Consider the following 12,394-nt stretch of genomic DNA (forward strand, 5'->3'; position numbering starts at 1 on the left):
TCTCGCGGTCCGCGTACGTGTCCGCCCGGTCAGTTCTTGCGGTACGCGTACGCCTCGCCGGCCGCGGCCTCCACCGCGTCCAGCGGGGCGCCGGCGGAGGCGGACACCACCGCCGCCACCGCTCCCTCCAGGAACGGGGCGTCGACCAGCCGGCAGCCGTCCGGCAGCTCGCCGTCCACCAGCAGCGACTTGACCGTGAGCACCGAACTGCCCAGGTCCGCCAGGATCGCGACGCCCGCTCCCTGGTCCACCTCCCGCACGCCGGCCAGGACCAACTCCGAGCTGGTGCCGAGCCCACCGTCCCCGGTGCCGCCCGCTACGGCGACGCGGACGGTCGGCGCGCCCCCGGCCAGGCCCCGGGCGAGGTCGGCCACCGAGCGCGCGACCTCGGCGCTGTGCGAGACCAGCACGATGCCGACACCGGGCCGCGGCGCGCTCACGCCCGGTCCTCCGCGACCTCGGCAAGGGCGTTCAGGAGCAGGGCCGACGAGGTCGCGCCCGGGTCCTGGTGCCCGATGCTGCGCTCGCCCAGGTAGCTGGCCCGACCCTTGCGCGCCTGCAGCGGCACCGTCGCCCGGGCACCCTCCTCCGCCGCGTCGGCGGCCGCCCGGTACGAGGTGCCGAGCGCGGCCACCCCCGGCACCAGCGCGTCCAGCATCGTCTTGTCGCCCGGCGCGGCCCCGCCGAGCTGCGCGACGGCGCCCACCCCGGCGTACAGGGCCTGGCGCAGCGCGTCGTCGGAGACTTCGGCGGCGTCGCCGAGTTCCTTGCCCGCACGGCGCAGCAGCGTCCCGTACAGCGGTCCCGACGCCCCTCCCACGGTGGAGATCAGGGTGCGGCCTGCGAGCTGGAGCACCTCGCCCGGGGAGGCCACGGCCGGTTCGCCGGAGGCGAGGGCCGCCCGTACGGCCATGAAGCCGCGCAGCAGGTTGCTGCCGTGGTCGGCGTCCCCGATGGGGGAGTCGAGTTCCGTCAGCCGGTCCGCCTCGCGTTCGACCGCCGCCGTGGCGGCGTCCATCCAGCGCCGGAAGAAGTCTGTGTCACGCACCGGATCTCCTCGCCTCACGTCCGCCCGACCGGGCCGGCACCGCCACCATACGATCCGCGGGCGCGCGGACGGGGCTTTGACGAGGAGTCCTTCGCGTGCCCCTCGCCGGGGAGCGGGGACCCGCCGACCCGACGGCCGCTCACCGCCCCCACCGCAGGGCGGCGGTCTGGACCGGGGCGTCCCACAGGCGCAGCAGTTCCTCGTCGGCCCGGCACAGGGACACCGAACACCCCGCCATGTCCAGGGAGGTGACGTAGTTCCCGACCAGGGTCCGGGCGACCGGCACCCCGCGCTCGGACAGCACCCGGGCCACCTCCGCGTGGAACCCGTACAGCTCCAGCAGCGGGGTCCCGCCCATCCCGTTGACCAGCGCGATCACCGGCCCGTCGGCGGGACCCACCTGCGCCAGGTCGTCCAGTACGGCGCCCACCGCCACGTCCGCGATCTCCCGCGCCGTCATCATCGCCCGCCGCTCCCGGCCGGGCTCGCCGTGGATCCCGATGCCCAGTTCGAGCTCGCCGACGGGAAGGTCGAAGGTGGGACTGCCCTTCGCCGGCGTGGTGACGGCGCTCAGCGCGACGCCGAAGCTCCGCGAGGACTCGTTGACCCGACGGGCGAGCGCCGCGACCTGTTCCAGGGGCGCGCCCTCCTCGGCGGCCGCACCGGCGATCTTCTCCACGAACAGCGTCGCACCGGTGCCGCGGCGCCCGGCGGTGTAGAGGCTGTCGGTGACGGCGACGTCGTCGTTGACCAGCACCTGCTCGATCCGTACGCCGTCCTCGCCCGCCAAGTCGGCGGCCATCTCGAAGTTCAGCACGTCGCCGGTGTAGTTCTTGACGACGAACAGCACGCCCTGCCCGGAGTCGACCGCCGTGGCGGCCCGCACCATCTGGTCGGGCACCGGCGACGTGAAGACCTCGCCGGGGCACGCGGCCGACAACATGCCCGGGCCCACGAAACCGGCGTGCAGCGGCTCGTGGCCCGAACCGCCCCCGGAGACCAGTCCGACCCGTCCGCCCGTCTTCGCGTCCCGCCGAACGACGACCCGGCGCTCGACGTCTACGTCCAGGTCGGGGTGCGCGGCGGCCAGCCCGCGCAGCGCGTCGGCGACGACGGTCTCGGCACTGTTGATCAGCATCTTCACGAGAATCTCCCGGTGCGGCTGGTGTGGTGCGCTGTCTGTCCATGCTGACGGTAGGCGGCCCCAAGCCGGCGACGACACCCCACAGGGCGGCGTCGGACCGGACGGCGAGCCTGGCTCCCGGGGCGGGGACAGCCACTTCCAGCGTCCCACCTCGGCGTGCGGGACGCCCCGCGGGCGGACGTGGGACGGGCCTCGGTCGCCCTCCGGGGTGAAGGGGCAATCCGAGCGCCCGACGGCGCCGAAGACCCGTCGTGAGGATCGACCGAGCCACCGTCGCCCGCCGCGCCCCCGCGGCGCTGAACGGCCTGCTGCCCGGCCTCCTCGCCCCGCGCCCCCCGACGCTCGGGTTCCACGCCGACGGCGGAGCCGACGCAGGCCCGCACCGACCGGGCCACGCACCTCTACCGGACCCGGCGGGCGACCGGCCGGCATTCGGCCGTCGTCAGCGTCGGTCGACCACCACACCCCCATCCGGACGGCCGCCACACGGGCCGTCACCAGCAAGGAGAGCGACCCTCATGAACAGCCTTCGATTCCGCCGTACGGCTCTCGTCCTCGCCGCCGCGACCGCCCTCCCCTTCGCCCTCGCCGCCTGTTCCTCCGAATCCGGCCAGGCGTCCGGCGCGGGCAGCGCCGCCTCCGCGCCGGCCGATCCCGCGGCCGGCGCCGCCTCGCCCGCCGCGGCGGTGGACGCGCCGTTCGGTCCGGCCTGCGCCGGGGTGCCCGAGCAGGGCGCCGGCAGTTTCGTCGGAATGGCCAAGGACCCGGTGGCCACCGCCGCCTCGAACAACCCCGCGCTGTCCACCCTCGTCGCGGCCGTGAAGAAGGCCGGGCTCGTGGACACGCTCAACAACGCCAAGGACATCACCGTCTTCGCACCGACCAACGACGCCTTCGCGAAGATCCCGAAGGCCGACCTGGACAAGGTGCTCGCCGACAAGGCCACCCTGACGAAGATCCTCACGTACCACGTGGTCGGCAGGACGCTGACGCCGCGGCAGCTGGAGTCCGGCTCCTTCGAGACCCTGGAGAAGGGCACGCTCACCACGTCCGGCTCCGGGGAGTCCTACAAGGTCAACGGGAGCGCCGACGTGGTCTGCGGGAACGTCACGACGGCCAATGCCAAGGTGTACATCGTCGACACCGTCCTGATGCCCAAGTAGCGACGCCGGCCGGGGCGCCGGTGCCCCGCCCGGCGGCGGCGTCTCAGGCGCCCTGTTCCCTGAGCCGGCGGCCGACCTCTCCGAGGCCGGCCGCCAGGGCGTCGAGCTGTTCGGGGGTCAGGACGTCGACGAGGATCTCGCGGACGGTCGCCACGTGCCCCGGCGCCGCCTCCTCCAGACGGGCGAGCCCGGCCTCCGTGAGGACGGCGAAGACGCCGCGCACGTCCGAGGGGCAGCTGCGGCGGCGGACCAGGCCGGCCTTCTCCATCTGGGTGATCTGGTAGGTCAGCCCGCTCTTGGAGTTGATCAGCCCGTTGGCCAGCTCGGTCATCCGCAGTTCGCGGTCGGGCGCGGCGGCGAGCCGGACGAGGATCTCGTACTGGGGGTGCGAGAGCCCGGCGTCCTCCTTGAGCTGCTGGTCGAGGCGGCGGTTGACCAGGGCGGAGGCGGCGAGGAAGCCGTTCCAGGCGCGCATCTCGCGATCGTTCAACCATCTCGTCCCAGCCATGGCGTCAGCCTACACGTGTTGTTCCAATTTGAATCAATGGCTTAGGGTCGTGAACCGACGGTTCGAATTTGAACAACCACGCGAACCGCCGCCGACCGGAAGGATTCCCCCCATGACCAGCGCCTCCGCCACCGCGACGAAGGCTCCGGCCGCCGCACCGGCCGCTCCCGCCCCCGCGTCCACCGGCTCCGTCCACGACGCCGGCCTGCTGCTCCTGCGCCTGGTCCTCGGCCTCACCATGGCCGCCCACGGCACCCAGAAGCTGTTCGGCTGGTTCGACGGAGGCGGCATCAGCGGCACCGGCCGCTTCTTCACCGCGAGCGGCTACCCGGCCGGCGACGCCATGGCCGCACTCGCCGGTCTCACCGAGACCCTCGGCGGTCTCGGCCTCGCCGCCGGGCTGCTCACCCCGCTCGCCGGTGCCGCCGTCGTCGGCACCATGATCAACGCGATCGCCGTGCACGGCGCCGGATCGTTCTTCGCACCCAAGGGCATCGAGTACGAACTGCTGCTGACCGTCGGCGCCGCCGTCCTCGCCCTCACCGGCCCCGGCCGGTACGCCGCCGACCGGCTGCTCCCCGTCCCGGCGCTGCGGACGCCCCGCCCCGCCCACGCCGTCCTCGCCGTCGCCCTCGGCGTGGTCATCGGGGCCGCACTGCTCCTCGTACGGAACTGACGCCGCGGTCCCGCGCCCCACGAGCCACGAAGGACGCGAGCGGGGCACGGACCTGATTGGCCCCCCGGGTTCGGGGGAAGGTCGCACAAATGACACAACCCATCGAGGACTACGCACTCATCGGCGACCTGATGACCAGTGCGCTGGTCGGCCGGGACGGGTCCATCGACTGGCTGTGCCTGCCGCGCTTCGATTCGGCCGCGTGCTTCGCCTCCCTCCTGGGTGACGAGGAGAACGGTCACTGGCGCATCGCCCCGGCGGGCGCCGCCGACGGCGAAGGGTGCACCCGCCGCGCCTACGTCGACGACTCGCTCATCCTGGAGTCGGTCTGGGAGACCGAGGAAGGCACGGTCAAAGTCACCGACTTCATGCCGCAACGCGACGTCATGCCCGACGTCATGCGGATCGTCGAAGGGGTGTCCGGCGAGGTCACCGTACGCAGCACCCTGCGCCTGCGGTTCGACTACGGCGGCATCATCCCCTGGGTCCGGCGACGCGACGGCGACCGCGTCGCCATCGCCGGACCCGATTCCGCCTGGTTCCGCAGCCTGCCGCCCGTACGCACCTGGGGCGAGCACAACAGCACCCGCTCCGAGTTCACCGTCGGCCCCGGCGAACAGGTCGCCTTCGTGCTGACCTGGCACCCCTCGCACGAGCCGCGACCCACGCCCCTCGACCCCTACGAGGCCCTCGAACAGAGCCGCGCCGACTGGCACGACTGGGCTTCCCGATGCGCTTACGTGGGCCCGTACCGGGAAGCCGTCGTCCGCTCCCTGATCACCCTCAAGGCCCTGACCTACGCGCCGACCGGCGGCATCGTCGCCGCCGCGACCACCTCCCTCCCCGAGGAGATCGGGGGCGTGCGCAACTGGGACTACCGCTACTGCTGGCTCCGCGACGCCACCCTCACCCTGGGCTCCCTGCTCGCCACCGGCTTCCACGACGAGGCCCGGGACTGGCGGGCCTGGCTGCTGCGCGCCGTGGCCGGTGACCCCGCCGACCTGCAGATCATGTACGGGATCGCGGGTGAACGCAGGATTCCGGAGAGCGACCTCACCTGGCTGCGCGGCTACGCCGGCTCCACCCCGGTCCGCCTGGGCAACGCGGCCGTGAACCAGCTCCAGCTGGACGTGTACGGGGAAGTCCTGGACGCCCTCTACCTGGCGCGGGTCGGCGGGCTCCCCACCGAACGGCACGCCTGGAGCATCCAGCTCGCGCTCCTCGACTTCCTGGAGCGCCACTGGCGCATGCCCGACGAAGGAATCTGGGAGGTCCGCGGTCCGCGCCGCCACTTCACCCACTCCAAGGTGATGGCCTGGGTCGCCGCCGACCGCGCCGTCAGGACCCTGGAGCACGACCCCTCGATGCCGGGCGACGTGGAGCGCTGGCGGGCCATGAGGGACGAGGTCCACGCCGACGTCTGCGCGAACGCGTACGACAGCGAGCGCAACACCTTCACCCAGTACTACGGCTCGCGCGAACTGGACGCCGCGACCCTGCTCATCCCCAGGGTCGGGTTCCTGCCCCCCGACGACCCGCGCGTGATCGGCACCGTCGACGCGGTGCGCGACGAACTCGGCGCGAGCGGGTTCGTCCGCCGCTACAGCACCGAGGGGCCCTCCGTCGACGGACTGCCCGGCGACGAAGGCGTCTTCCTCGCCTGCTCCTTCTGGCTGGCCGACGCCCTGCACCTGACGGACCGGAGCAAGGAGGCGCGCGAGCTGTTCGAGCGGCTGCTGGACGTCTGTAACGACGTGGGCCTGCTCGCCGAGGAGTACGACCCCGTCGCCGGTCGCCAGCTCGGCAACTTCCCACAGGCGTTCAGCCACATCGGGCTGGTGAGCACCGCGCTCCTGCTCGGCTGGGGGCCGCCCCGGAACTGATACGAAGGCGCCGGTGCCGGGAAACCCCGGCACCGGCACCGTCGATCGGTCACTGCGCCACGGCCCGCACCCCGCGGGCCGGGCAGCCCCGCCGCGAGCGGACGCTACGCGGCCGTCACCGCGGCCTCCGCCTCGTCCTCGGCGTCCTCCGGGATACTCACCAGCCAGCGGCTGTCCTGGCGCGGCCGCAGGTACAGGGCCCAGTACAGGGTCGCCACGGCGGTGATCCCGCCCGTCCACAGCAGGTAGCGCGTCTCCTGCTGCGTGAGGATGTACGCGAACACCGCGATCAGCACCACCGGCACGGCCGGCCACAGCGGCATCCGCCAGGCGGCCTTCTCGCGGTGCGCCCCACGGCGGCAGAACAGCGCGGCCACGGCTACCAGCAGGTACATGCCGGTCACCGAGACGCCGGTGACCCCGTACAGCGTGTCCAGGTTGACGAAGCACATCGCGGCGCCCGGGAGGCCGACCAGCAGCGTCGCCACCCACGGCGAGCCGAAGCGACCGAGCTTGGCCAGGGCGTTGTTGACCGGCTCCGGCCAGGCCTTGTCACGGGCCGAGGCGAACAGCACGCGGGAGTTCTGGATGACCATGACGATGCCCGCGTTGATGATGGCGAGGGCGACGCACAGGCTCACGAAGGTGCCGACGGCCGAGTTCGACCAGGCCGTGACCATCCCGCCGAGGTCCCCGGCGCTCAGCGCGTCCAGGTCCGGGGCGCCCACGGTGATGGCGATGACCGGGACCAGGATCACGGCGGTGGAGATGGCGAGGGTGGCGAGCACCGTCCGAGGAACGTTGCGGCGCGGCTTCTCCAGCTCCTCCGACAGGTAGACGGCCGTCGAGAACCCCTGGGTGACGAACAGGGCGATCGCGAGACCGGAGACGACCATCATCGCCGTCACGGTCGACGTGCCGCCGCCCTCGGCGGCCACCGAGCCGTGCACCAGCGCGTCGGCGCCCCGCTCGCTGTGGGCGAAGCCGAGTACGGCGACCAGCGCGGCGGCCACGACCTCCAGCACCAGGAAGATGCCGGTGATCCAGGCGTTGGCCCTCAGGTCCAGCAGGCCGGCGAGGGTGGCGAGCAGCATCACGGCGCCACCGGCGACCGGGGCGGGTATGTGGACGACCGGGGCCAGGTAGTCGGCCGTGCCCATGGCGATCACGGGTGGCACGATCATCACGACCAGCAACGAGAGCACGAAGACCAGCCAGCCCGCGAGCTTGCCCGCCATGGTCGACACCATCGCGTACTCACCACCGGCGCTGGGGATGAGCGTGCCCAGCTCCGAGTAGCAGAACGCCACGCCGATACAGAGCAGCGAGCCGATGGCGATGGTGAGGGCGGTCCAGGTACCGAGGCCGGCGAACAGGTCGGGAACGACCACGAAGAGCGTCGAGGCCGGCGTCACGCACGAGAGCGTGAGCAGGGTTCCGCCGACCACGCCGATGGAACGCTTCAGTTTTTGGGGGACGGGCGCGGTCGCCGGAGCGAGGGCTTGCGGGGCGCTGATCGTGTCAGTCATCGGTGCGGGGTTCCGATCGGCAGGTGCGGGGGAGTGAGCACGGGAGCGGTATCGCCTCCGGGGCGGTGGTGAGCAAGGTGTTTCAGTGGCTCCCGGGCCGTCATGCAATCTCCGCGAGATCCGCAGGTCAAGAGCTGTTCATGTGCGGATTCCCTTGTCCGCGGACCGCCGGTAACCCGTTTTCGGCGTCAAGGTGGCGTAAATACTGCCCGCGCGGGGGTACGGGAACCGCACCTAGATCAGCGCGAATTTTCCTCCGCTTTGCCGAGCGGGCCCCCTATCGTGACCACCGCGGGCCCCTCAGTCGGTCGGTCCGGTGCGCCACGCCAGCAGCAGGGCGATGTCGTCGGGCCGGTCACCGGTGGTTCCGGCCCCGCCCGCCAGCCGGTCGGCCGTCTCGGTCAGCGGGACGGGGCGGGCGGCGGCCAGCGCGGTCCGCAGCCGTTCCACCCCGGCGTCGATGTCGGTACCCGGCTCCTCCACCAGTCCGTCCGTGTACAGGGCCAGCAGCGCGCCCGGCTCCAGGACGAACTCGGTCACCGGGTACGAGGCGGTCGCGTCGACCCCGAGCACCACCCCGCCCCGAAGGTTCAGCACCTCCGTCCGGCCGCCGGGATGGCGCATCAGCGGCTGGGGGTGGCCCGCGCGGACGGCACGCGCGCGTCCCGAGGTGCGGTCGAGTTCGACGTAGCAGCAACTGGCGAACTGGCCGGGGTCCAGGTCGATCAGCAGCCGATTGGTGCCGCGCACCACCTGCTCCGGCGCGTTGCCGCCCAGCGCGAAGGCCCGTACCGCGCTGCGCAGCTGCCCCATCGTGGCCGCCGCGGCCACCCCGTGGCCCTGGACGTCGCCGATGACCAGGGCCAGGGTGTCCGGGCCGGTCTCCGTGACGTCGTACCAGTCGCCGCCGACGTCCATGCCGACCGTCCCGGGCAGGTACCGGCCCACGGTGACCACGTGGTCGCGCACCGGCAGCCGGTGCGGCAGCAGCGCCGACTGGAGCCCGCGGGCCAGCGCCGCCTCGCTGTCGTAGCGCCGGGCCCGCTCCAGGGCCTGCGCGATCAATCCGGCGAGCGCGGTGAGGACCGTGCGCTCCTCGGCGCCGAATCCGCGCGGCGTGTCGAAGCCGAGGATGCAGGAGCCCACCGGTCGGCCCGAGGCGATCAGCGGCAGGAAGGCGCGGGCCCCCACATGGGTGTCGAGCGGAATCCCCGGGTAGGCCGCGGCCAGGTGCTCCATCGACTCGAAGAACAGCGGACGGCCCGACGTCAGTGTCTCCACGCCGGGCAGCCGCACGTCCAGGCCCACTCCGTCGAAGCGGTCGAGGAATCCCCGGGGGAACCCGGTCTCCCACGCCAGGTGCAGATGGCGCTCGTCCAGGAGGTAGATCGCCAGCTGGCGACCGCCGAAGGCCGGCAGCAGTTCCTCGGTCACCACCGCCGACACCTGGCGGGCGGTCACCGCCTCGGTCAGCGCGATCGCCAGCGCCACCGGCCGGTACAGGGCCGAGGCGGACCCCTCGGCGGGGGAGCCGGAGCCCTCCGCCCCCGAGGCGTACCGGTCCGACCCGGTGGAGCCCATCGTCACCGTGACCCCGTCCGGCCCCGGGTGCAGCCCCACCGACAGCCACGTCCCGGACGGAGGGTGGTCCCGCCGCGCCACGAAGTGCACCGGCTCGGGGGCCATGAAGGCGGCGCGGAAGTGGTCCTCGTACGCCGGATTGCCGAGCCAGGGCAGGGCCTCCCACAGCACCTCCCCGAGCAGCGGCCGCCCCTCGGCGGCGCAGAGGGCCGCGGCGGCGGTGTTCGCGTAGCGGATCCTGCCCTGCCGGTCCATCGACAGCACGGCCTGCGCGAGGCGGTCCACGGCCGTCTCCGCGCCGCCCCGGGGGACGGGTGGCGGGGGAGAGAACGGATCGCCGTCCCACAGCACCGGCTCGCCGCCCGCGGTGAGCGCCGCCAGCTCGGCCGCCAGCCGCGCCGCGAGGTTGCGCATCCGTTCCCGGTCCTCGGGTCCGACCGGGACGCCGGGCGTCGCCGGTCGCAGCACCATCAGCACCCCGAACCGCTCGTCCCCGGCAGTGACGGGCTCGTACAGCGAGCCGAACGTGAACGGCAGTCCGGCCGTCAGCTGGGGGAAGCGCCGCATCGCCGACTCGGCGTCGGGCAGGTGCACCGCCTGCCCCGAGCGGTACGCCTCCGCGACGGGATACGGACGGTTCGCGTGCATCCGCCACCAGGGCCGGAACAGCCGGCCCGGGAGTCCCTCCAGCGCGGCCAACCGCAACAGCCCGTCCGTGCGCGTGCGCAGGTAGACCCCGCCCGCGTAGCCGCCGACGGCCTCCACGGTGGCCATGGCGGCCCGTGCGAGCACCCGGAGCAAGGCGTCGGTGGCCGGGCTGCCGCTGTCGGGTCTCGCCGTCACACAGACAGGATGCGCCCGGCACGACGGACCCGCACCGCCGCACGGCCCCCGTACGCCGCACCGACTGACCCGAACGCCTCCCCCGTGCGGGGGACGGTGCGCCCCGGGCGGCTGTCCGCCGGGCCGAGGCCGGGGAGGCTCTCCGACATGCGACAGCAGTACGACACGTCGAAGCCCCCGCCCGCCTTCTCGGAAGCCGACGCCCTCACCCTGCGCACCGCGCTGGACGCGCTCGGCGGGGTCCGCGGGCTCGACGCCCTCGACCTCCCCTGCGGGCACGGCGCCACAGCGCGGCTGCTGGCGAGCGGCGGCGCCCGGCGGACCGTGGGCGTGGACGACTGCCCCGACCGCATCAGCCGGGCCCGCGAGGCCCACCAAGGCGAACGGATCGAGTACGTCGTCGCCGACGCGGCCGGGATGCCGCAGTTGGGCCCCTTCGACCTGGCCACCGCCGTCTACCTCTTCAACCAGGCCCCCGACCGGGAGGCGCTGTACGCCCTGTTCCGGTCCGTACGGGCCAACCTGCGGCCCGGGGGCCGCCTGCTGGCCATCGTGCCGAACCCGGGGGCGTTCCCGTGCCCGGACTGGTCCCCGTACGGTGTCCGCGTCCTGGACCGCGAACCGCACGACGAGGCCCCGCTGGTGCGGGCGCAGTTCGTCGCCCACCCCGACGCCCACTTCGAGTTCCGGGCCTGGACACACGCCGACTTCTGCGAGGCGGCGGTCGAAGCCGGTTTCGCCACGGCCGGCTGGCAGCCCGTACGCACCCCGCCGCCCGACGCGGAACGCGACGAGGCCTTCTGGGCGGCCTACCGGGCCCGGCCCGTCAGCTCGCTGATGACCTGCCTGGCCTGAGCGTGGGGCCGGTGACGCGGCGCCGCCCGTACGGGCCGCCGCGCCGTCCCCGGGTCACACCGGTGGCATCGCGTCGCCGCTCACAGCTCCGCGGCGGCCCTGACCAGGTCCACGATCCGGTCACGGGCCGCCCGCCCCTCCGGGACGGGCAGCAACGGGTAGCCGTGCGGCAACCCCGCCGCCTCGTGGAACTCCACGTCCACCCCGCCCTCCCGCGCCCGTCGCACCAGCTCCCGGCTGTCCGTGGTCAGCACGTCCCGGGTCCCCGTGAACACCGTCAGCGGCGCCAGCCCCGTGAAGGACCCGTGCAGCGGGCTCACCCGGGGGTCGTCGGCCGCGAGGGTGCCCGCGTACAACCGCCCCGCCTCAACCAGCCCCGACCGGGCCAGCAACGGGTCGGCCCGCTCGATGTCCGCCTGCGCGGGATGGCTCATCGTCACGTCCAGCCACGGCGAGATCAGCACGATCCGGGACGGCTGCGCCCCCGTGCGGTCCCGCAACCGCTGGGCGGCGGCCAACGCCAGACCGGCCCCGGCCGAGTCCCCGATCAGGACCGTCCCGCCCGCGCCACCGCCCTCGATGAGACCGCTCAGCAGGTCCGCGGCGACCGGGACGTTGCGGTCGGCGGTGCCGCGCGGCGCCAGGATGTAGGCGGGCACGACGACGCGGGCACGGGCGCGTTCGATCAGGGTGCGGATCATCGACCAGTGCGGCCGGACCAACTCGTTGATGTACGCGCCGCCGTGCACGTACAGCACCTGCGCCACCGCCTCGACGCCGCGCGGCGAGATGTCGTACACCGGCCACGCCCCGACGAAGGCCCGGGAGACCTCGGCGATCCGGCCCAGCGAGCGGGGCGGCAGATGCGACGCCGGTCGTCGGGCGGTCTGCGCCACCCTGGCGCGCACCGCCTCGGCGCTCGCGAACCGTCTTCGCCGCCCCGTCGCGATCAGCGCGACCGACAGCGCCCTGCTGCGCAGACTCGGCACGCCCCCCACCTCCCCGTTCCCCTGCTCCCGGCCCGATCCCGGCCGGCCCTGCCCCGTCACCTGAGGAGCATAGGCGTGAAGCTGCGCTGTCGACCCGCTTAAGAAAGTCTCGATGGACCGATCACCGGGCCGCTCGGCAGATTGGTCCCGTCACACACCGAACACCGCGCGGGCC

Annotated in this window: 11 protein-coding genes; 4 read left to right on the plus strand and 7 right to left on the minus strand. The window is 73.6% G+C overall.

Going from position 1 to position 12,394, the window contains the following annotated elements; translation table 11 throughout:
* Positions 1-29: 29 nt before the first annotated feature.
* The 3 genes from ACV7NM_RS28010 to dhaK all read right to left on the minus strand — a co-directional run bounded on the left by ACV7NM_RS28010 (position 30) and on the right by dhaK (position 2,192).
* Complete coding sequence (locus ACV7NM_RS28010; RefSeq protein ID WP_463412874.1) at positions 30-440, minus strand: PTS-dependent dihydroxyacetone kinase phosphotransferase subunit DhaM; 411 nt, start codon at positions 438-440, stop codon at positions 30-32.
* Positions 437-1,048, minus strand: a complete 612-nt coding sequence (dhaL, locus tag ACV7NM_RS28015) for a dihydroxyacetone kinase subunit DhaL (protein WP_463412875.1) — start codon at positions 1,046-1,048, stop codon at positions 437-439. The genes ACV7NM_RS28010 and dhaL overlap by 4 nt, the downstream gene beginning before the upstream one ends.
* Positions 1,049-1,187: 139 nt before the next feature.
* Positions 1,188-2,192, minus strand: a complete 1,005-nt coding sequence (gene dhaK, locus ACV7NM_RS28020) for a dihydroxyacetone kinase subunit DhaK (RefSeq protein ID WP_463412876.1) — start codon at positions 2,190-2,192, stop codon at positions 1,188-1,190.
* A 518-nt stretch (positions 2,193-2,710) separates the two neighbouring features.
* Between dhaK and ACV7NM_RS28025 the strand changes: the two genes are divergently transcribed.
* Entirely contained in the window at positions 2,711-3,355 is a 645-nt protein-coding gene (locus tag ACV7NM_RS28025; RefSeq protein ID WP_463412877.1) for a fasciclin domain-containing protein, read from the plus strand.
* A 43-nt stretch (positions 3,356-3,398) separates the two neighbouring features.
* Here ACV7NM_RS28025 and ACV7NM_RS28030 read toward each other — a convergent pair whose 3' ends face one another.
* Positions 3,399-3,863: a MarR family winged helix-turn-helix transcriptional regulator gene (locus ACV7NM_RS28030; RefSeq protein ID WP_463412878.1), complete on the minus strand. Its 465-nt coding sequence runs from the start codon at positions 3,861-3,863 to the stop codon at positions 3,399-3,401.
* A gap of 112 nt (positions 3,864-3,975) precedes the next feature.
* Between ACV7NM_RS28030 and ACV7NM_RS28035 the strand changes: the two genes are divergently transcribed.
* The gene (locus tag ACV7NM_RS28035; protein WP_463412879.1) at positions 3,976-4,539 is read left to right on the plus strand and encodes a DoxX family protein; all 564 of its coding nucleotides are present in this window, start codon (positions 3,976-3,978) and stop codon (positions 4,537-4,539) included.
* An 89-nt stretch (positions 4,540-4,628) separates the two neighbouring features.
* Entirely contained in the window at positions 4,629-6,422 is a 1,794-nt protein-coding gene (locus ACV7NM_RS28040; RefSeq protein WP_463412880.1) for a glycoside hydrolase family 15 protein, read from the plus strand.
* Between the two features lie 104 nt (positions 6,423-6,526).
* On the opposite strand, the gene ACV7NM_RS28045 is transcribed toward ACV7NM_RS28040, so the two are convergent.
* Together ACV7NM_RS28045 and ACV7NM_RS28050 are read right to left on the minus strand one after the other, a co-directional pair.
* Positions 6,527-7,951 (minus strand): APC family permease, encoded by a 1,425-nt coding sequence (locus tag ACV7NM_RS28045; RefSeq protein WP_463412881.1) that lies wholly within the window; start codon positions 7,949-7,951, stop codon positions 6,527-6,529.
* Positions 7,952-8,251: 300 nt separating this feature from the next.
* Complete coding sequence (locus tag ACV7NM_RS28050) at positions 8,252-10,306, minus strand: SpoIIE family protein phosphatase (protein WP_463414096.1); 2,055 nt, start codon at positions 10,304-10,306, stop codon at positions 8,252-8,254.
* Between the two features lie 216 nt (positions 10,307-10,522).
* Between ACV7NM_RS28050 and ACV7NM_RS28055 the strand changes: the two genes are divergently transcribed.
* Complete coding sequence (locus tag ACV7NM_RS28055) at positions 10,523-11,230, plus strand: class I SAM-dependent methyltransferase (protein WP_463412882.1); 708 nt, start codon at positions 10,523-10,525, stop codon at positions 11,228-11,230.
* An 80-nt stretch (positions 11,231-11,310) separates the two neighbouring features.
* On the opposite strand, the gene ACV7NM_RS28060 is transcribed toward ACV7NM_RS28055, so the two are convergent.
* Positions 11,311-12,219: an alpha/beta hydrolase fold domain-containing protein gene (locus ACV7NM_RS28060; RefSeq protein WP_463412883.1), complete on the minus strand. Its 909-nt coding sequence runs from the start codon at positions 12,217-12,219 to the stop codon at positions 11,311-11,313.
* Positions 12,220-12,394: the final 175 nt, after the last annotated feature.

It is taken from the genome of Streptomyces sp. Tek67B01, from assembly GCF_055231995.1.